Source organism: Vibrio sp. 070316B (assembly GCF_013114115.1).
Classification (GTDB): Bacteria; Pseudomonadota; Gammaproteobacteria; order Enterobacterales; family Vibrionaceae; genus Vibrio; species Vibrio chagasii_B.
The window spans coordinates 1-19,558 of sequence record NZ_VTYC01000034.1 but is presented as its reverse complement, the minus strand read 5'-3'; the positions used below and the strand labels follow the sequence as shown (position 1 = coordinate 19,558).

Here is a 19,558-nt window from a genome sequence, read left to right as displayed (position 1 = left end):
ACTAGGATGGTTGCTACTAAGGAAAGACAATGGACACCTCTGGACGAGGAAAGGACTGAACATCAGGATGATGTAAAGGACACCGCTCAAGGAACAAGTGACGCGCGCTAACGAGGATTGTTGGCAGATCAGGATAAGATCAAGGACACCGCTAGGAAGGCGACGAAAGGAATACGCTGAAGGATAACAGCACACTATCATGGATTTGATGCATGGAGCACACTTAGTAGCCGGATTGCTGCGAGTAAGACTATAGACCCCGATGAGCGCAAGCTCTCGGGGTTTTTCTTTATCTGCCTCTTATCGATTGATGTTTTCACCCCTCCTCGAATCTAAGAAACGCTTCAACTTAATTATAATTCTGACATTTAAATCATTCACTTCTTAACCGCTTCCGAGTAACGTAAGCCTCACTAGGCTCAACTAGTTTCATAACCATAATTAAATTAAGGACAAATTCATGTCACACGTTACCTTCAAAGGCGCAGCTGTACCGCTATCTGGCACATTCCCACAAACTGGCGAGCAGGCACCAAGCTTTGCACTAACTGCAGGCGATCTTTCTGAACTGACTCTTGCTTCTCTTGCAGGCAAGAAAGTGGTTCTAAACATCTTCCCAAGCATCGACACTGCAACTTGTGCAACGAGCGTACGTACGTTCAACGCAAAAGCGGCAGAGCTTGAGAACACGGTTGTTGTTTGTATTTCTGCTGACCTTCCATTCGCTGCGGGTCGTTTCTGCGAACTTGAAGGCATTGAAGGCGTTCAGCACGCTTCAACTTTCCGTTCTCCTGCATTCGCATCAGACTACGGCGTAGCGATTGCTGAAGGCCCACTAGCTGGCCTAACAACACGTGCGGTTGTCGTTGTTGATGAAAAAGGTGTGGTAACACACAGCGAGTTGGTTGCAGAGATCACTGAAGAGCCAAACTACGAAGCGGCACTTGCAGCACTGTAAGCTCCCTTCTAGTCAGTCATGTATTGTGATCGCTTAAAGCGGTACGCAATAAAAAAGAGCAGCCATTGGCTGCTCTTTTTGTTTTCAATAATCAACGGTTATTAGATGTCGAAGTAACAGGTTAAAGCTGCTCTAAACGCGCGTAAGCCGTCACCAACCACTTGATGCCTTCACCATTAAACGCGACTTGCACTCGGCTTTGCGGGCCACTTCCTTCAAAGTTGATAATCGTACCTTCACCAAACTTAGGGTGCTTCACGCGAGAGCCTAAGCTAAAGCCTGTTTCATTAAAGTTATCTTTGACTGCAGTTTGGCTAAATCGGCCACTGCTCGCAGGGCGACTGACCTGCGCCTTCATACGAACTTCATCCAGACAGGTTTCCGGTAACTCACGAATAAAGCGTGATGGTTTGTGGTATTTGTCTTGTCCGTACAAACGGCGCATCTCAGCGTAAGTGATGTACAGTTTCTCCATCGCACGAGTCATGCCTACGTAACATAGGCGGCGCTCTTCTTCTAAACGCCCCGCTTCCTCAGCAGACATCTGGCTTGGGAACATGCCTTCTTCGACACCGACCATGAATACCATTGGGAACTCTAGACCTTTAGCACTGTGTAGAGTCATAAGCTGAACCGCATCATCAAACTCATCAGCCTGACCTTCACCCGCTTCCAAAGCCGCGTGCGTTAAGAATGCCGTCAGCATGCTCATCTCATCGGCTTCTTCTGGCTTCTCGAACTGACGAGTTGCCGTTACCAATTCTTCCAAGTTCTCAATACGCGCTTTCGATTTCTCGCCTTTCTCTTGCTCGTACATCGCAAATAGACCTGAAGATTTAATCACATGGTCAGTTTGCTCATGTAAGTTCAGCTCTAGCGTGTCGTCTTCAAGGGCATTAATTAACTCGATAAAGCGGCTTAAGGCACCCGCTGCACGACCTGGCAGTACTTGTTCTTCCAACAAAGCTATACTCGCTTGCCACATCGTCGCACCACGGTCACGCGCTGCAAATCGAATCGTCTCGAGAGTCTTGTCACCCAAGCCACGTGTTGGTGTATTAACCACACGTTCAAAAGCGGCATCATCGTTACGGTTACCCATTAAACGCAGGTAGCTCAACGCATCTTTGATCTCCTGACGTTCGAAGAATCGCATACCACCATAGATTCGGTATGGTAAGCCTGCTTGAATTAACGCTTCTTCCAGCACACGAGATTGGGCGTTATTACGATAAAGCATCGCCGTATCTTCGAGTGCACCACCTTTCTCTTGCCACTCTTTAATCTTACTTACCGTGAAGCGGGCTTCATCAAGCTCGTTGTAAGCTGAGTAGACGGAGATTGGCTCGCCATCGTTACCATCGGTCCACAGCTCTTTGCCCATACGCTCAGTGTTGTTTGAGATAAGTTCGTTCGATGCTTGCAAGATGGTTTTGGTTGAACGGTAGTTTTGCTCTAATCGAATCGTTGAAGCGCCCGGGAACTCGTCCAAGAACTTCTGAATATTCTCGATTTTTGCACCACGCCAACCATAGATAGATTGATCATCATCACCGACGATCATCACTCGACAATCAGGGCCCGCCATCATACGCAGCCAAGCATATTGGATGTTGTTGGTATCTTGGAATTCGTCGACCAGAATATGCTTAAAGCGAGCTTGGTAGTGCTCACGAATGTGTTTCTTGTCGCGCAGTAGCTCGTGCGACCTCAGCAAAATCTCCGCAAAATCGACCAATCCAGCGCGATCACACGCTTCTTGATAAGCCGAGTAAATCTTTAACCATGTTTGAGTGACTGGATCATGGTAGGCATCAATGTGACTCGGGCGTAGGCCTTCATCTTTCTTGCCGTTGATCCACCACGAAGCTTGCTTAGCAGGCCACTGCTTTTCATCGAGGTTTTGTGCTTTGATTAAGCGGCGCAATAGACGAATCTGATCATCGGAATCAATGATCTGGAAATCTTCTGGCAATTTTGCATCTAGGTAGTGAGCACGCAGAATGCGGTGACAAATACCATGGAAGGTGCCGTTCCACATGCCTGACGAGCTACCCATCATCAACTCTTCAATACGACCACGCATCTCTGCTGCCGCTTTATTAGTGAAGGTTACTGACATGATAGAAAACGGCGATGCTTGCTCGACGCTCTGCAGCCAAGCGATTCGATGCACCAACACTCGCGTTTTACCACTACCAGCACCAGCCAGAATAAGTAGGTTTTCTAAAGGTGCTGCGACCGCCTCACGTTGTTTGTCGTTTAGGCCATCGAGTAAAAGCGAAGGATCTATCATTGGATATGCTCACTACTGGGTATTTATACATAAAAGTTGATTATAACCTAAACACTAGGCTGCGTTTAGAATATTAAGAAGAAAAAACCATCAAAAAATAACATCACTTAATCAAACACTTAACAGGTAAATCATCACTGATTTTGATAATTCTTATAATACTGTGAAATTATTTTCGGGTTGTTCCTATCCTTTTTAGTAAGCAAGTTAACAACTCATTAACCTGCGATGTGTAAATACTATTAAGTCTAGAGGGAATGACTATGAAAAATTCTAATCTTGCTGTTACAGCTGCAATCACAAGTGTACTAGCGTTTGGCGGCGCCGTTCTTACATCAGCACCAGCGGAAGCAGCAGCGAAAGAAAAATGCTATGGCGTATCAAAAGCTGGCCAAAATGACTGTGCAACTAAAACAAGTTCATGTGCTGGTACAGCAAAAGAAGACAACCAATCCGATGCATTCGTGGTCGTTCCCAAAGGACTATGTGGCAAGTTAACTGGTGGTAGCACTCAACCATCATAATGCCTGAAGGCATAACTGAACCACTCAGTATGGTGAGCTGAATACCAGCTCACCTCCACTCCCCATTAGGAGAATCGTTGTGACTCAAACTCTTCACCCCAACGCAGGGGTTGGCCTTAGAACACCGCACTTAGATTTCTTCAGCCAGAATTCTGATTTGGTAAGTTGGTTAGAGGTTCACAGCGAAAACTACTTCTTACCCCACTCTTCAGAGCGCCAACAACTCCGAGAGATTCGCAATCATCACCACATAAGCTGTCATGGTGTTGGATTGTCTCTTGGTTCTGTTGAACAAATCAATCAACATCACTTGCTGCAACTCAAAGCACTTATTGATGATATCGAACCCTTCTTGGTTTCTGATCATTTGAGTTGGAGCCAGACTGGCGGTCACTACTTCAATGACCTGCTACCTCTGCCTTATACCGAAGAAGCATTGGACGTCTTCTGTCGTAACGTCATCGATGTTCAAGACAATCTGCAGCGCCCAATGTTAATTGAGAACCCATCAAGCTACCTCGCTTTCAAGCATTCAACGATTCCAGAGTGGGAGTTTTTGGCTGAGGTACAAAAGCGCACCGAGTGTCGCCTACTGCTCGATTTCAATAATATTTTCGTCTCATCGTTTAATCATGGCTTTAGCTGTGAAGAGTATCTCAATGGCATACCAGCAAACCAAGTGGAAGAGATTCACTTGGCAGGTTTTACCAAAAAGAAGCTCAAGCAAGGTGAAATTTGGATAGACACACACAGCAAACCCGTCTGTGATGAAGTGTGGCAACTTTACACTCAGTGGATAGAGCAACATGGTTCTCGCCACACCTTGATTGAGTGGGATTTAGATATCCCAGAGCCACGCATTCTATTGGCAGAGGCTGCCAAAGCCAGTGAAAAGCTGTATCAACATGACAATCAAAGGAGTCGCGCCTCATGAGCTACTCCCTAGCGGATGTTCAATCCGAATTTGCTAATGCCCTGCGATATCAAAATGACGGCGAGCACTGCGACATCGTGAGCGATCATTTTAGCGATCAGCAACGCATCCAAATTTATCGCAATAACTTTGTGATTAGCTTGAGCGAAGTTCTCGCTGCAACTTACCCACTGACTGAGATGTTAGTTGGTGAGGAGTGCTTCCAACAAATGGCACGTCAACATGTTCTTAGTTACCCATCGACCTCTGGAGATGTCAGTGGTTATGGCGAGCACTTCGAACAAACCATACAGGCCTTTCCTGCGGTTATGGAGGCAGCGCCTTACCTTAGTGAAGTGGCACGGTATGAATGGCAAAAGGACAGTTTAGCGAGACACGCGTGTGCAACTCCACCGAATCAACAGCCTCTCTCCTGTTTAGCTTCAGTGCCACAAGAGCAGCAAGGCGCCTTGGTTTTTAACCTCAAGGATTCGGTAACGCTATTCGATTCTTGCTATGCCGTAATAGCGCTTGAACACGCTATCTACCAACAGCAACTGGAAGGTTTAGACATCAATCGCACAGAGTTTGGGATAGTAATCCGAGCTGAGAACTCACAGCTCGAAAGCCATAACCTAACCGAGGAGTGTCATCGACTGCTGATTGAGCTTCAATCTGGTAAAGCGCTCGGAGAAATAACGCCTTCACTACTGCAACATCTGAATGCTGTCATGGCGCTCAACGTCATCTCAGGTTTTTCAATCAATGATGAATTGGAGACATAATATGGATAACAACACAGTCACAAACATGATGGCTCAATACGACAATTTGATTGAGAAATCTCAGGCACTTTTCGTCCCAGTGCTACTTCTTTTCTGTCGCCTTTGGGTGGCGTGGGTATTCTTCAATTCTGGGCTAACCAAGATAGCGACCTGGGATAGCACCCTCTACTTGTTTGAATTGGAATATCAGGTGCCTCTATTGCCGTGGGAACTAGCGGCCTATATGGGGACAGCTGCTGAATTGATTCTACCGGTATTCTTAGCGCTTGGTTTGCTAACACGCCCGATGGCCGCCGCGCTTTTTGTTTTCAACATTATTGCCGTCGTCTCTTACCCGGTATTATGGGACCAAGGCTTCTACGATCACCAACTTTGGGGGTTGATGATTCTTATCGTCATCGTATGGGGTGCTGGACCGTTTTCATTAGATAGAGTTTTGAAGGCGCAATTTAGAGGCTAACTAAAAGATCGACCACCCCAAACGCAAAAAACCACTCAATTGAGTGGTTTCTTTTTTAACTGGCGTAAGCTTACTTTTCTAGAAAAGCCTGAAGCTCTTCAGCCGAGATGCCTTGCTCTGCTAGCTCTTTTGCTAATAGCTGAACCTGTTCACCTTTACGAGACTCTACCACGCGCTGAAATTGGTAGATGATATCTCGCAAAGTATCGATTGGAACTTGTTTTGCCGCACTGCGAATACGCTCTTCACTTTGGTTACCTAGCTCTTTAAGCAGTTTACCAAACATAACCTTTTCAGGTGCATCTTCCATTTGCTCTAAGACGCGCGCCATTTCGTAGGTTGTTAATGACATTACAGTATTTTTCCGTTGGAGACTTACGTTTCAATGAGTGACAAATATACCATGTTTTAACGTTTCGCAAACCGCCATTTGTATATTTTCCCACCCTTATTGCTTATGCCTTTGCAAACGTTGCATGCCACGACTTACCAGACTTGCTCGCCAACACGAATAGCGCAGGAACAATCAGGAACATTTGTAGCGCGATCATCTCTTGTGACGTTAAATCAAGACGCTGCATGGTGCCAACAAGTAAGCCCGAACCACTCATTTGGAATAAGCCTAATAGCGCTGCGGCTGTACCCGCACGGTCACCAAATGGTTCCAACGCTTTACCTGCAGCCGCACCTAGAATCCAAGCAAAGCCAACAGATGATAAGAAGATAGGAAGCATGAATGCGATTGGAGTCGCATGCTCTGCAAGCACCAACATAATCACGCCCGCCAAACCTAGCATTGAGATACCAACAACCAGTGCTTTATAGGTACCAAAGCGGTCCATAAATTTAGGAGCCGTAAACGCAGCCGCGATGTTAATCGCTGCATTAACACCAAACCAGAAGGTAAACTCTTTCATGGTTAAGCCAAGGTTCTCCATCAACACAACCGGTGCTGAGGTTACATAAGCGAGGATCACTGCCATCGCCATCAAACATAGAGTTGCGTGAAATAGGAATGAAGGTGTTTTTAATACTGACCAGTAGCGCTCTAGTTTGAACACCGCTACCTTTTCCGTCACCGGGTTCGATTCTTTCATTCGGAAGAATAAGATAGTACCGACAACGACAGCGAAGCCTGCCATAAAGCTAAAGTTCGAACGCCAGCCAAATTGATGAGTTAACCAAGCGCCAAGAATCGGTGCCAATGCAGGAATAAAGCAAATAGCGCCATTAAGGTAGCTGATCATTCGGCCACTCTTCTCTGGACCAAATAGATCGCGAACCGTTGCAAAGGCTGCCACAGAAGTCGCACAAGCTCCTAAGCCTTGTAGCAGCCGAGCTATTAGCATCATATCAATCGATTGAGCTGCCCACGCCAAGCAAGCACTCAATGCATAGATACTAACACCTCCCAATGCAACGGTTCGACGTCCTAGCTTATCCGCCAAAGGGCCGGCAAATAGTTGGCCGACACCCATAGCAAACAAAAACCAAGTGATCGTATCTTGTGCTAATGCATGTTCCACGTGAAACGCTGTCGAAATCTGTGGCAGAGCTGGCAGGTAGATATCAATAGCCAAAGGGCTAAAAAGAACCAGCATTGCCAATAAAGCAACCTGCAGTTTACTAGGGGTTGGAAGCGCGTTAGAAGGCACAAGATTCTCCGGATGAGTTAATTTAGGTGCATAATAACCAACTAAAGATATGAACAAAAATGGCATATAATCATTAGCATTATTCCAATAAGGAAACTCACATGAATATCGAGAAACTATCGCGCCTCGACCTCAATCTACTAGTTTGCTTGCAGGTGCTAATGGAAGAGCAGAGTGTTACACGCACTGCACATCGATTGTGCCTGAGCCAGTCAGCAGTGAGTAAATCATTGGCCAAACTTCGCGAACAATTTAATGACCCTCTTTTTACGCGAAGTGCACACGGCCTACGCCCGACGCCAAAAGCAGTGTTCCTTAAGCCACGGTTGGAAACACTGATCAATCAACTTGATGTGCTTACCCAACCGGAGACATTCATTCCCAACAACAGTGACCACAGTTTTCACATTGCAGCGGTTGAAAGTGTCTACCCGTTGATTCTTCCTCACTTCTTACCTGCGATTTTTCGCCAAGCGCCAAAAGTAAATATAAACACCCACGCTTGGACAGAACAAACCTTTAAGAAATTACAACTTGGTGAGTTAGATATCGGCCTCACAGGCAAAGACATCGACATCAACGACGCGCGTTTAACCATGCTGCCGCCAGATGATATCTGCGAACAAGAGATCTACCGCGACGCGCAGATGTGTGTATTGAGGCGCAACCACCCTGCTCTGAGTGGTCAATGGGATCTGGAAACCTATCTGGCACAGCGTCATGTTCAAGTAAGGTGTGATGGTAATGATCGTTGGTTACTCGACTACAAACTTGCCGACCTTGGTCATCAACGTGATATCGCTATTTCTGTTCCCGACTTCAACAGTGCCGCAAGCCTGTGTACCTACACCGACTTTGTATTTACCGCACCAAGCCACTTCACCCATCTGGTTGCGAAGCAGCTCGACTTAGTCGTTGTGCCTCTGCCAATGGAATTTCCACCAATGGCATACACTCTGTTTTGGCACCGTGATAGAGAAAACGACCCAGCCTTAACTTGGTTGCGAGATATCATCAAAGAAAAAACTCTGCACCTTAGATAAAAATGGCGTACAGCGTTTGCAGCAAACGAACAAAAGCGCTAGCTTATTGACCTAATAAGTCCCCTCACAGGTATATCGGCTGTGAGTGTTAACAAGGACCCTAACAATAAGGATAAACACAGATGCACAATATCACTGCGGAACGCGTTACTGCGGTTCGATCTTGGCTTGAAGCAAACCACTTAGATGCTGTTATCATTCCACATGAAGACGAGTACCTAGGTGAATACGTTCCAGCTCACAACGAGCGACTTCACTGGCTAACCGGTTTCACTGGCTCTGCAGGTGCGGCTGTTATCACTCGCGAAAACGCGGCTATTTTTGTTGATGGTCGCTATACCGTCCAGGTTCGTAAACAAGTACCTGGTGAGCTATTTGAGTATCGCCACCTTATTGAAGAACCGGCTTTAGATTGGATCATCGATTCACTAGCACAAGGCAGTAAAGTTGCGTTTGACCCACGCATGCACACAGCCGCTTGGTTGAAAGGCGCACAAGCTAAACTGGCTGATAAAGTAGAACTTACCACATTAACAGTAAACCCGATTGATGAGCTTTGGTCTGATCGCCCTACACCTGTTGTATCTGATGTTCGCCTCATGGCAACAGATGCCGTTGGCCAATCAAGTGAAAGCAAACGTGCTGAAATTGCTGGTCTACTAAACGCGAAAGGTGCTGATGCCGCTATCCTTACCGAACTGGATTCAATCTGCTGGTTACTGAACATTCGTGGTTTAGACGTATCTCGCCTACCAGTCGTGTTATCTAATGCCATCATTCACGCCGATGAAAGTGTCGATTTCTTCTTAGACCCAGCTCGTATCCCTGCTGGCTTTGAAGCGCACGTTGGTAATGGTATTCGTGTTTCTCACCCATCTGAGCTTGAATCCCGCCTTAAATCTTTAGAAGGTAAGAATGTGTCTGTTGATTCAGGCACAAGCAATGCTTGGTACACGCTTGTTCTCCAAAACGCCGGTGCTCATATCATTGAAGCAGCCGACCCATGCCTAATGCCAAAAGCCGCTAAGAACGAAACAGAAGTTGCCGGCATGAAAGCGTGTCACATCCGTGATGGCGTGGCGATGGCAAAATTCCTATCTTGGATTGATGCAGAAGTCGCGCAAGGTAATCTGCACAACGAAGCGGTACTAGCAGACAAAGTACAGTCATTCCGCGAGCAAGATCCAACACTAATGGACCTAAGTTTCGACACAATTTCAGCGGCAGGCGGAAACGCAGCCATGTGTCACTACAACCATGAGAACCAGCCTGAGCCGGGTCAGCTAGAGATGAATACTCTGTACCTAGTCGATTCAGGCGGTCAATACCTAGATGGCACAACAGACATCACACGTACTATCGCAATTGGCCAACCAAGCGAAGAAATGATTCAACAGTTCACTCTTGCACTTAAGGGCCACATCGGTATTGCACGCGCTCGCTTCCCACAAGGTACTCGTGGTTTCCAACTGGATATCCTAGCGCGCCAGCACTTATGGGCAGAAGGCTTCGACTATGACCACGGTACTGGTCACGGTGTTGGCCACTTCCTAAGTGTTCATGAAGGCCCGCAAAGCATCTCTAAAAAGCTAATCGATGTCCCTCTTGTTGAAGGTATGGTGTTATCAAATGAGCCAGGTTACTACCGTGCTGATGAGTTTGGCATCCGTATCGAAAACTTAGAGCTGGTTGTTGAGCTGCCAACTCAAGGTGACTTCTCAGTGCTAACGTTTGAATCGCTAACACGTTGCCCTATCGACAAGCGCAACATCAGCGTCGATCTACTGACACGTCCGGAACTTGCATGGCTAAACGATTACCACCAAAAGGTGTGGAACGATGTTAGCCCACTAGTTGAAGGTGATACGTTAGAGTGGCTACGCCAAGCAACAACGCCACTAGCTCACGCTTAATGCCAAAATAGATAGGCAACTTAGTCAAACCAGTTTAGCTAAGTTAGATAAGAAAACGGCTACCTAAAGGTAGCCGTTTTTATTTGTCGCTTTCACATCACTGATGTTTCACGTGGAACATTGGCCAAGATGTTATACCAAACTAGATAAGTAGGTGATCAAATAATTGCGCAGGAAAAATCGCTTAGAGCAAGGCATAGATTGCAGCTAGCTAGTTGGCCTACCTACAAAATCTATAACGATGCTATCAGCGATTTTAACTAGCAAGAATGTCCAGATACTTATTTAGATTGGTATAAGTTAGCCTGAGTAAGCGCTATGCCAATCTCGCCATACCGGGTCAAACCCACGTTGACGAATCATAGCCTCAACATCGGCTGCGCTTCTTTCATCACTTATCTCGAACTGCTCAAGCTCTTCCTCACCTGAAGCATAACCACCAGGTTGAGTTTTTGACGCGGCAGACATGCTAGTGATACCTAATGGCAACACGTTATCGCGGAACGTTGCTGACTCACGAGTCGAAAGAGACAACTCAACTTCAGGGTTTAATAATCGATAGGCACAGATAAGTTGTACCAACTGCTTATCACTCATAATCGATTTAGGCTGCAAACCACCCTCACACGGACGAAGACGTGGGAATGAAATCGAGTAACGTGTTTGCCAATAAGTACGCTCAAGATAATCTAAGTGAGCGGCCACGAAGAAACAGTCGGTACGCCAATCTTCCAAGCCAATCAAAGCGCCAATACCTATCTTATCAATACCCGCTTTTGCCAGGCGATCAGGCGTTTCGAGCCGGTATTCAAAATCCATTTTGTTACCACGCAAGTGGTGTTCAGCGTAGGTACTTGGGCTATAGGTTTCTTGGTAAACCATCACCGCATCTAATCCAAGAGTTTTGAGCTCTGCGTAGTCATCTTGATCAAGCGGCTGCACTTCCATCGCAAGATAGTTAAATTGTGCCTTAATATTTGGTAGCACTTCACGGAAGTACTTCATCCCGACCTTAGTTTCATGTTCACCAGTCACCAACAGTACACTATCAAACTTCATCTTTTTGATAGCGGCACTTTCAGCATCGATTTCATCCAAAGTAAGTGTGCGACGCTTAATACGGTTCTCCATTGAGAAGCCACAATACGTGCACGCATTCGCACATAGGTTTGAAAGGTACAATGGAATATACAACGACATTGTATTGCCGAATCGCTTGCGTGTGAGTGCCAACGATTGTTGCGCCATCTGCTCTAAGTAAGATTCTGCCGCTGGAGAGATCAAAGCCTTAAAGTCTTCTAAGTCGCGTTTGGGTTTACTCAGAGCACGTTCAACATCCGCTGCCGTTTTACTGAAGATCGACATACCAATGTCATCCCAGTTGAGTTGTTTAAATCGATCAACAAACGTCATGGCAATACTACTCGTCTAGGAATGAGGTTAACGGGCTGGAAGCAACCGCATGAGATACCTGACCAGCGAGACCTGCAAGGTAAGCCATACGCCCCGCTTCCACTGCCAACTTAAAGGCAATCGCCATTTCAACTGGCTGTTGAGAAGCAGCAATCGCAGTATTAACTAACACAGCGTCAGCACCCATCTCCATTGCACGCGCCGCATGTGATGGAGCACCAATGCCCGCATCTACAATCACAGGGACGTTCGCTTGGTCGATAATAATCTCTAAAAAGTCCGCCGAAGCGATACCTTTGTTCGACCCAATCGGCGCACCTAACGGCATAACCGCAGCACAACCCACCTCTTCCAATCGTTTACACAACACTGGGTCAGCATGACAGTATGGCAACACAACAAAGCCATCTTTAACCAGTTGATCAGCCGCTTTTAATGTCTCAATTGGGTCTGGCATCAAGTACTTTGGATCTGGGTGAATTTCCAGTTTGAGCCAATTTGTGCCTAGAGCTTCGCGAGCCAAGTGCGCAGCAAAGATGGCATCCTTCGCGTTCTTCGCCCCAGAGGTATTCGGAAGTAGATTTACGCCGGCATCAATAATGGGCTGCAAAATATCGTCTTGCTCAGAACGAATATCGACTCTCTTCAGTGCCATGGTTGCCAGTTGAGAACCTGAAGCTTCGATAGCACTCGCCATCAAATGCTTGTTGGCGAACTTGCCTGTGCCAGTGAACAGTCGTGATTGGAATGTTTTATCTGCGATGGTTAACATGGTTAGCCCCCTGCAATAGCTTGAAAAAGAGAGATAGAATCGCCTTCATTGACGATGGTTTGTTGCCACTGGCTACGCGGGACAACCGCGTTATTGATAGCGAATACACACCCTAAGTCAGGTAGCGAAAGCGAATGAATAATATCTGCAAGAGAAGATGATTGCGCGACCTGCTCTGGTTGCTCGTTTATTGAAATAGTTATGTTGCTCATAGTGCTTCTTCTTCTAAATTATTGGTCACTGACGAATTGCACACCGGACATTCGATATCTTGCGTAACCATTAGGTTTTGCCAGTTCATAGTCTTACCGTCGAACAGCTTGAGCTGATGTGTCGCCACTTGAAACTCGCCACTGCTAATGTGCTGAATAGCAGCAAGAGCTTGGAGGTTTCCTATAGTCCCGACTACAGGCCCAATGATGCCACTATCACTACAACGCATTGTTTGTGGATGGTGGTCAAACGGGACAAGACAGTGGTAACAGCCCTGCTGGTTTTGGTAATCGAAGACAATAAACTGACCTTTCCAACCAATTGCGGAGCCTGATATCAATGGTGTGTTAGCTTCGAAACACGCTTGGTTAACTTGCTGGCGTGTGACGAAGTTGTCGGTACAGTCCAACACAACATCAGCTAGCATCACTTCAAGCTTTAACTGGCTTTCGGCCATTCGCTTGTTGATGGTCCTAACTTGGCTTCTACAATTTAGCTCACTCAGTTGTAGTTTCAATGCATCGACTTTAGCTGTACCAAGATCGCTTTCTTTGAACGCGACCTGTCGTTGTAGATTGGATGAGTCGACACAATCATCATCAACCAACACGATTTTTCCGATGCCAGACGCTGCTAGATAAAGAGCCGCAGCATTCCCCAAACCACCACAACCAATCACTAACACATGACCGTTTAGTAGATTTCGTTGTCCTTGTTCACCAATGTCAGGCAATGCGATTTGACGCTGATAGCGTACAAATTCAAAGTCACTCAGCATGGCTTAACTCCTGACGAACCTCTTCAGTAAAGGTTGAAGAGTTGCCATTCATAAGAACTTCGAAAAACTCAATAACCGCTTTTGGGTCTTCCGCCAACGTAATTGCACGCACTACCGCGAGGCTCGAGACACCACAATCCCATACCTGCTCTGCCGTCGATTGGTCAATCCCACCAATAGCCACGGTCGGATAACCGACAAGTTCTTCACTGTATGGAATGGTATCGATAAGCTGCTGGTAAAGAGCTAAACGCACTAGACCTTGCGGCTTTGATGGCATCTGTTTTGTGGTTGTTGGGAAGATATGTCCTAACGCGATGTAACTTGGGTTGATTTGAACGATCCGTAACAACTCATAGTATCCATGTGTCGATAGGCCGATCTTAATACCCGCTTGGCTCAGTTGGGAAAGATTCGATTCTTCAATATCCTCTTGTCCCAAGTGAACACCAAAAGCGCCATGTTTGAGTGCAAGTTGCCAATAGTCATTGATAAAAACCTGAGCGTTATGTTCTCGACCAAGTTCGATCGATCGTGCGACTTGTTGCTCTAAGTCAGCTTGCTGAGGGTTCTTAATTCGCAGTTGTACCGTATTAATTCCAAGCTTAAGGAGCCTTTCAATCCAATCAACATCATCGACAACTGGGTACAGCCCGAGGCTTTTCTTCGTCAAATCAGGGAATGAAAGTGACGTTCCTTGATGGGCCCAGCCAACACTAATGCCTAAACGCTTGTCTTCTAAAACCGGAGTTGGAAACTCTTGGTAGTGGCTTGGCCATGTTCCACGTGAAACATTAGACGCAGCGCGTGCGAGAACCAGTGCATCTTCTAATGGAAAATCTAGAGCCAATAGCATTAGTAACCACGCAAAGTGATGGCGGCTATCTATGGCTTGATGATCGGGGTTAATACTTTTTATAGCTCGATTAGCGTTTAAGTGTGACCAAATATCTAACACGGCAGCGTCATTGGTTACTCCAACGTATATCGTATTAGGGTATTGCGCTAAAGCATCGCGAACATCTGCCAGCGATAACGGCTCGTCATAACTCACAATATGGTCAAGCGAGCCTAGCTGCTCCGCTTCAACTGATACGACATCAGAAGCAAAGCCAATAGTAAGTGAGTGTTGAGAATCAACGATAGAGAAGTATTGAGTTGGGCTAACACCCAACTCAACTGCATCAGTTGCTAAGCCTTGTCGCTTAGCAACCAATAGACAGTGTTGAACCTCTCCCGTTAACTCAATATATTGAGATGGGATCAGAATTTTCACTGTCATTATTCCTCTAGTTGAGCTTCTTTCGCACCAACGGCTGGGTGGTAAAGCTCTGAGCCAGTATCACGGAACTCTTGTGATTTTTGACGCATCCCTTCCAGCGGATTGTCTAGCATCTTGATCTCGATAGCCTGATCAGCGGCTACTTGTTCTGTGTCTTTAGCATACTCTCTCACTTCCTGAGAAATCTTCATCGAACAGAATTTAGGTCCACACATAGAACAGAAATGTGCGACCTTACCTGATTCTTGTGGCAAGGTTTCATCATGGAAAGAACGGGCTGTATCAGGGTCTAGTGCTAAGTTAAATTGGTCTTCCCAACGGAATTCGAAGCGCGCTTTTGAAAGTGCATTATCACGGATTTGTGCTCCTGGATGCCCTTTTGCCAAGTCAGCAGCGTGCGCCGCCAGCTTGTAAGTAATCAAACCAGTCTTCACGTCCTCTTTGTTTGGTAAGCCTAAATGCTCTTTAGGAGTCACGTAACAAAGCATCGCACAACCATACCAACCGATCATCGCGGCACCAATACCAGAGGTGATATGGTCGTAACCAGGGGCAATGTCTGTAGTCAGCGGGCCTAATGTATAGAAAGGCGCTTCATGACAATGCTCTAGTTGTTCATCCATATTCTCTTTGATCATGTGCATCGGAACGTGTCCAGGGCCTTCAATTATCACCTGTACGTCATATTCCCACGCCACTTTCGTCAGTTCACCTAAGGTGCGAAGTTCAGCAAATTGCGCCTCGTCATTGGCATCAGCAATAGAGCCCGGACGCAGGCCATCACCTAATGAAAGTGCTACATCGTACTTCGCACAGATCTCACAAATCTCGCGGAAGTGGGTGAATAGAAAGCTTTCTTGGTGATGAGCAAGACACCATTTAGCAATGATAGAACCACCACGAGAGACAATGCCAGTCACACGTTTAGCCGTCATAGGTACGTAACGAAGAAGCAAACCTGCGTGGATAGTGAAGTAATCAACGCCCTGCTCTGCTTGCTCAATTAAGGTGTCACGCATCACTTCCCAGTTAAGGTCTTCAGCCACACCGTTCACTTTCTCAAGTGCTTGGTACATAGGAACCGTACCAATTGGCACTGGGCTATTACGTAGAATCCACTCTCGTGTTTCGTGAATATTTCGACCAGTCGACAAGTCCATCACAGTGTCGCCGCCCCAGCGGGTTGACCAAACTAACTTCTCAACTTCTTCTTCAATCGAAGAGCTTACCGAAGAGTTACCGATATTGGCGTTCACCTTCACTAAGAAGTTTCGGCCAATAATCATAGGTTCTGATTCTGGGTGGTTGATGTTTGAAGGGATAATTGCTCGACCTTCAGCAACCTCTTTACGCACGAACTCAGGGGTAATTTCTTTCGGTAGGTTTGCGCCAAAGTTATGACCAGGGTGTTGATGGTTCAGTTGCTCATCTGCGAACTCCTGACGCCCCATATTCTCGCGAATCGCAATGTATTCCATCTCAGGGGTAATAATCCCCTTACGAGCATAGTGCAACTGAGTCACACATTGCTCGCCAGTCGCACGACGAATTCTAGGCAGGTTTCCGTAACGAAGCTCGTCTAAGGTTTCGTCCTCTAGGCGCTCTTTGGTATACACAGAGCTAACATCATCTAATAGCTCAGTATCACCACGCTCTTCGATCCACTGCTCTCTTAGCTTTGGAAGGCCGTTATAAAGGTCTATCTCGTGCGTTGGGTCGGTATAAACACCGGAGGTGTCATAGACGTGAATAGGAGCATTAGGTTCAAATACAGGCTCTTTTTTGGTACCACCAACAAGGCTATCAGCGAGTGATATCTCTCGAACTGGGACTTGAATGTCCTCTCGAGAACCTTGGATGTAAGCTTTCTTTGAATTTGGATAAGGTTGTACTGATAAAGAATCGATGAAATTCTTCGCTTCCAGTCTTGCTTGTTTACGACTCGACATAGCATTTTTCCTTGGCTTTTAGCCATTATTTATTGGGATAAAAATGCTTGACGGATTGATGCTACAAGAGGGATCACGGTAAGAAATACAGTTGTGATCTGGTGATAGATCTCTAGAGGGATTCTAGTTAGATATCTACTCTTGTTCCCTTCGCAGGTATTAGCCTGATCAGGTTCAACGGATCCCGAGTTAACGGTCTCAGCCATATGGCACTCCGACAAGTACGATCGAGTATATAAAAACGACTTGGATAAACCAAGCCGAGTTGTTAACAAATCGTAAGAAAGTTTTAAGACTTTATCAAAAGTTGGAAGCCGATCCATGCGGCTGAAATACTGAGTACTACATTAAGCAGCACATTAAGCCCCATCTTGAAAAATGCGCCTTGCTGCATAAGAAGCACGTTATCCATCGAAAAAGTGGAGAATGTAGTCAAGGCACCAAGGAAGCCCAAGCCAATAATCTGTCTCCATGGTTCAGTTGCAACCATCTCATTTTCGAACGCGGCGATCAGTAATCCCATAATCAAAGAGCCAATCACGTTAACAGTTAGCGTACCATAAGGAAAACCTCGTCCTAACATCACTACGCATAACTCGGAAATCAGATAACGTGAACAAGCACCAAAAGCGCCACCAATAGCGATAAAACCAAGAATAGATAACTGACCCATGAATCCTCCCAAACAATAATCCCTATATTCTAGCTTTAACGCCGATAAAAGCGAGGGTGGAAACTAAGAATGTATGCGCAAATATTAAACGTTACAGGTGTCACTTAACTTCGATATAACCCATCAGTCCTGTTTTCATATGTTCAATCACATGACAGTGATACATCCAACGTCCGGGGTTATCTGCCACAAATGCCGCTTTAGCTCGACCGTTCTTTCCAAGTAACACGGTATCTGTATGAAAAGGTTCTTCAATCTTTTTGCCATCTAACTCAAGTACCGTGAACGTATGACCATGAATATGGATTGGATGATGGTATTGGGTAACATTCTTAAGATCGAATATATAGGTTTTACCTAACTCTAATGTAGCGAGTGGAGCTGGAATATTATCTTTACTCATTCCTTCCCAGGCTCTTTTATTTGTCAGCCAAAACTTAGGCATGGATTTCCCATCTTTAGAAACCGGCGACACCGCCCCTTCCCACTCAAACACAAAATCGATCTCTTCTGCATTCGCGAGATCTAACTTAGGTACTGGATTCAGAGGCAACAAAGGAAGTGCTTTGCCTTCTATGAGCGTGGAATCTACGACCTCAAATTGACACAAGGAAAAAGGAAAACGTCCCTTCATTTGCAGAACATTCACTCGCTTGCCAGCCTTTGGAGCAATCAGTCCTATATCAACTCGCATACCTGGACCGATTTTATGTTCAGTCAACTTGTAAGGTGTCTTTACTGGGTTGCCATCTATAGCAATAACCCATGCCACAGCACCTTCAACAGCGATAGGATAGGTGATTGTATTATCGACATTGGCTATACGAAGCCTAGTCGTTGCGTGCTGCTTTAACAGATAAGTAGGCTCATGTACTCCATTAACACTACTCCACTCTCCTGGAGTGCCCATACGAGCGCTAAGACGCGGGATCATTAAGTCCTTCCACTGACCTTGCTTATCGAGATGCCAGTGTTTAAGCATCAAAGCATGCTCTTCATCGAACTGAACTGGAGCACTCTCTTCAACAACAATTAGGCCGACCAAGCCCATACCAAGTTGTTTAATGCTGTTCATGTGCGGGTGGTACCAGAACGTACCCGCGTCCGGTGGCGTAAATTCATAGACGAACGTTTCACCGGGCATAATTGGTGGCTGGCTCAAGAAAGGCACACCATCCATTTCGATAGGGATTCTTAATCCATGCCAATGAATTGTGGTTGGTTCTGATAGTTTATTGGTGAAGCGAATCGTAACTTTTTCGCCCTGTCGACAACGAATTGTTGGCGCAGGGATCTGACCATTGAACCCCAAAACGTTAGTAGTAAACCCTGGTACAATTTCAGCAGTCGAAGGCTCAGCAGTTAAGTCATAAACATACCCTCCCTTCTCATCAACCGATCGCTTCATAGAACAAGCAGGGAGAACTGTGAGTGCAGATATAGCGAGAGATGATTGAATAAATTTACGACGAGAGATATCCATATTTGCAGCCTTTTAGTAGTAACGACCAAAATGTAACAAAATATTGAGAATAATTCTCATAAAGAAATGAAGTTCGTGCTTTGGCTATTAATAAAAGAGGCTGAGATAAGTAAGCACTTACATTACCTCATCAGAATGAGCGGAACGAGGGAATAATTGACTGGAATTTAGACCGGTAAAAAGCAAAAAGGCTCTAGCATTTCTGCTAGAGCCTTAAATATGGCAGGGGTGGACTGGGCCGGCACTCCGGAGATTAGACCGGGCTGGAGATCCAGCTCCCAACATTGCTTCGTAGAAGCAACAGATGTAAAAAAGCCTCAGCATTTCTGCTGAGGCTTCGTATATGGCAGGGGTGGAGAGATTCGAACTCCCAACACGCGGATTTGGAATCCGCTGCTCTGCCAATTGGAGCTACACCCCTAAAACTTTTTGTACTTTAGATTCGAAA

18 protein-coding genes, 1 tRNA gene and 1 riboswitch are annotated in these 19,558 nt (G+C 46.0%); of the genes, 7 read left to right on the top strand and 12 right to left on the bottom strand.

Going from position 1 to position 19,558, the window contains the following annotated elements; genetic code table 11:
* Positions 1-460: 460 nt before the first annotated feature.
* Entirely contained in the window at positions 461-958 is a 498-nt protein-coding gene (tpx, locus tag F0251_RS20155; RefSeq protein WP_105057887.1) for a thiol peroxidase, read from the top strand.
* A 121-nt stretch (positions 959-1,079) separates the two neighbouring features.
* Here the strand turns inward: tpx and uvrD are convergent, their stop codons facing one another.
* The gene (gene uvrD / locus F0251_RS20150) at positions 1,080-3,254 is read right to left on the bottom strand and encodes a DNA helicase II (RefSeq protein ID WP_105057888.1); all 2,175 of its coding nucleotides are present in this window, start codon (positions 3,252-3,254) and stop codon (positions 1,080-1,082) included.
* A gap of 263 nt (positions 3,255-3,517) precedes the next feature.
* On the opposite strand from uvrD, the gene F0251_RS20145 reads away from it, so the two are divergent.
* The 4 genes from F0251_RS20145 to F0251_RS20130 all read left to right on the top strand — a co-directional run bounded on the left by F0251_RS20145 (position 3,518) and on the right by F0251_RS20130 (position 5,936).
* Positions 3,518-3,778, top strand: coding sequence for a DUF2282 domain-containing protein (locus F0251_RS20145; RefSeq protein WP_105057889.1), 261 nt, complete (start codon positions 3,518-3,520; stop codon positions 3,776-3,778).
* A gap of 79 nt (positions 3,779-3,857) precedes the next feature.
* Positions 3,858-4,712: a DUF692 family multinuclear iron-containing protein gene (locus F0251_RS20140; RefSeq protein ID WP_171731681.1), complete on the top strand. Its 855-nt coding sequence runs from the start codon at positions 3,858-3,860 to the stop codon at positions 4,710-4,712.
* Entirely contained in the window at positions 4,709-5,476 is a 768-nt protein-coding gene (locus F0251_RS20135; RefSeq protein ID WP_105057891.1) for a DNA-binding domain-containing protein, read from the top strand. The genes F0251_RS20140 and F0251_RS20135 overlap by 4 nt, the downstream gene beginning before the upstream one ends.
* 1 nt (position 5,477) lies before the next feature.
* Positions 5,478-5,936 carry a DoxX family protein gene (locus tag F0251_RS20130; RefSeq protein ID WP_008221525.1) on the top strand — a complete coding sequence of 153 codons (459 nt, stop codon included), beginning with the start codon at positions 5,478-5,480 and terminating at the stop codon, positions 5,934-5,936.
* A 70-nt stretch (positions 5,937-6,006) separates the two neighbouring features.
* Here the strand turns inward: F0251_RS20130 and F0251_RS20125 are convergent, their stop codons facing one another.
* Both F0251_RS20125 and F0251_RS20120 read right to left on the bottom strand, forming a co-directional pair.
* A complete protein-coding gene (locus F0251_RS20125; RefSeq protein WP_004741210.1) occupies positions 6,007-6,288 on the bottom strand; it encodes a hypothetical protein in 282 nt (93 codons plus the stop codon).
* 103 nt (positions 6,289-6,391) lie between these two features.
* Entirely contained in the window at positions 6,392-7,591 is a 1,200-nt protein-coding gene (locus F0251_RS20120) for a multidrug effflux MFS transporter (protein WP_219846966.1), read from the bottom strand.
* A 101-nt stretch (positions 7,592-7,692) separates the two neighbouring features.
* Between F0251_RS20120 and F0251_RS20115 the strand changes: the two genes are divergently transcribed.
* Together F0251_RS20115 and F0251_RS20110 are read left to right on the top strand one after the other, a co-directional pair.
* Complete coding sequence (locus F0251_RS20115) at positions 7,693-8,634, top strand: LysR substrate-binding domain-containing protein (RefSeq protein WP_102424782.1); 942 nt, start codon at positions 7,693-7,695, stop codon at positions 8,632-8,634.
* Between the two features lie 122 nt (positions 8,635-8,756).
* A complete protein-coding gene (locus tag F0251_RS20110; RefSeq protein ID WP_171731680.1) occupies positions 8,757-10,547 on the top strand; it encodes an aminopeptidase P family protein in 1,791 nt (596 codons plus the stop codon).
* Between the two features lie 300 nt (positions 10,548-10,847).
* Here the strand turns inward: F0251_RS20110 and thiH are convergent, their stop codons facing one another.
* The 9 genes from thiH to F0251_RS20065 all read right to left on the bottom strand — a co-directional run bounded on the left by thiH (position 10,848) and on the right by F0251_RS20065 (position 19,531).
* Positions 10,848-11,960 carry a 2-iminoacetate synthase ThiH gene (gene thiH / locus F0251_RS20105; protein WP_061034302.1) on the bottom strand — a complete coding sequence of 371 codons (1,113 nt, stop codon included), beginning with the start codon at positions 11,958-11,960 and terminating at the stop codon, positions 10,848-10,850.
* 7 nt (positions 11,961-11,967) lie between these two features.
* Complete coding sequence (locus tag F0251_RS20100; protein WP_171731679.1) at positions 11,968-12,732, bottom strand: thiazole synthase; 765 nt, start codon at positions 12,730-12,732, stop codon at positions 11,968-11,970.
* A 2-nt stretch (positions 12,733-12,734) separates the two neighbouring features.
* Positions 12,735-12,944: a sulfur carrier protein ThiS gene (gene thiS / locus F0251_RS20095; protein ID WP_008221537.1), complete on the bottom strand. Its 210-nt coding sequence runs from the start codon at positions 12,942-12,944 to the stop codon at positions 12,735-12,737.
* Positions 12,941-13,723: a HesA/MoeB/ThiF family protein gene (locus F0251_RS20090; protein ID WP_061034300.1), complete on the bottom strand. Its 783-nt coding sequence runs from the start codon at positions 13,721-13,723 to the stop codon at positions 12,941-12,943. The genes thiS and F0251_RS20090 overlap by 4 nt, the downstream gene beginning before the upstream one ends.
* Entirely contained in the window at positions 13,713-15,005 is a 1,293-nt protein-coding gene (locus F0251_RS20085) for a thiamine phosphate synthase (protein ID WP_061034299.1), read from the bottom strand. The genes F0251_RS20090 and F0251_RS20085 overlap by 11 nt, the downstream gene beginning before the upstream one ends.
* A complete protein-coding gene (thiC, locus tag F0251_RS20080) occupies positions 15,005-16,954 on the bottom strand; it encodes a phosphomethylpyrimidine synthase ThiC (RefSeq protein ID WP_171731678.1) in 1,950 nt (649 codons plus the stop codon). The genes F0251_RS20085 and thiC overlap by 1 nt, the downstream gene beginning before the upstream one ends.
* A gap of 128 nt (positions 16,955-17,082) precedes the next feature.
* Positions 17,083-17,181, bottom strand: a riboswitch (TPP riboswitch).
* 62 nt (positions 17,182-17,243) lie between these two features.
* Positions 17,244-17,627, bottom strand: a complete 384-nt coding sequence (gene crcB, locus F0251_RS20075; RefSeq protein ID WP_004736665.1) for a fluoride efflux transporter CrcB — start codon at positions 17,625-17,627, stop codon at positions 17,244-17,246.
* A gap of 100 nt (positions 17,628-17,727) precedes the next feature.
* Positions 17,728-19,110: a multicopper oxidase family protein gene (locus tag F0251_RS20070; protein WP_171731677.1), complete on the bottom strand. Its 1,383-nt coding sequence runs from the start codon at positions 19,108-19,110 to the stop codon at positions 17,728-17,730.
* 344 nt (positions 19,111-19,454) lie between these two features.
* Positions 19,455-19,531, bottom strand: a tRNA-Trp gene (locus F0251_RS20065).
* Positions 19,532-19,558: the final 27 nt, after the last annotated feature.

Excerpts from the sequence above, each read along its gene's own strand:
- crcB (WP_004736665.1), bottom strand. The coding sequence starts at position 17,627 with ATGGGTCAGTTATCTATTCTTGGTTTTATCGCTATTGGTGGCGCTTTT.
- F0251_RS20125 (WP_004741210.1), bottom strand. The coding sequence starts at position 6,288 with ATGTCATTAACAACCTACGAAATGGCGCGCGTCTTAGAGCAAATGGAA.
- F0251_RS20100 (WP_171731679.1), bottom strand. The coding sequence starts at position 12,732 with ATGTTAACCATCGCAGATAAAACATTCCAATCACGACTGTTCACTGGC.
- F0251_RS20130 (WP_008221525.1), top strand. The coding sequence starts at position 5,478 with ATGGATAACAACACAGTCACAAACATGATGGCTCAATACGACAATTTG.
- F0251_RS20070 (WP_171731677.1), bottom strand. The coding sequence starts at position 19,110 with ATGGATATCTCTCGTCGTAAATTTATTCAATCATCTCTCGCTATATCT.
- F0251_RS20115 (WP_102424782.1), top strand. The coding sequence starts at position 7,693 with ATGAATATCGAGAAACTATCGCGCCTCGACCTCAATCTACTAGTTTGC.
- F0251_RS20145 (WP_105057889.1), top strand. The coding sequence starts at position 3,518 with ATGAAAAATTCTAATCTTGCTGTTACAGCTGCAATCACAAGTGTACTA.
- F0251_RS20135 (WP_105057891.1), top strand. The coding sequence starts at position 4,709 with ATGAGCTACTCCCTAGCGGATGTTCAATCCGAATTTGCTAATGCCCTG.
- tpx (WP_105057887.1), top strand. The coding sequence starts at position 461 with ATGTCACACGTTACCTTCAAAGGCGCAGCTGTACCGCTATCTGGCACA.
- F0251_RS20085 (WP_061034299.1), bottom strand. The coding sequence starts at position 15,005 with ATGACAGTGAAAATTCTGATCCCATCTCAATATATTGAGTTAACGGGA.
- uvrD (WP_105057888.1), bottom strand. The coding sequence starts at position 3,254 with ATGATAGATCCTTCGCTTTTACTCGATGGCCTAAACGACAAACAACGT.
- F0251_RS20110 (WP_171731680.1), top strand. The coding sequence starts at position 8,757 with ATGCACAATATCACTGCGGAACGCGTTACTGCGGTTCGATCTTGGCTT.
- thiC (WP_171731678.1), bottom strand. The coding sequence starts at position 16,954 with ATGTCGAGTCGTAAACAAGCAAGACTGGAAGCGAAGAATTTCATCGAT.
- thiS (WP_008221537.1), bottom strand. The coding sequence starts at position 12,944 with ATGAGCAACATAACTATTTCAATAAACGAGCAACCAGAGCAGGTCGCG.
- F0251_RS20090 (WP_061034300.1), bottom strand. The coding sequence starts at position 13,723 with ATGCTGAGTGACTTTGAATTTGTACGCTATCAGCGTCAAATCGCATTG.
- thiH (WP_061034302.1), bottom strand. The coding sequence starts at position 11,960 with ATGACGTTTGTTGATCGATTTAAACAACTCAACTGGGATGACATTGGT.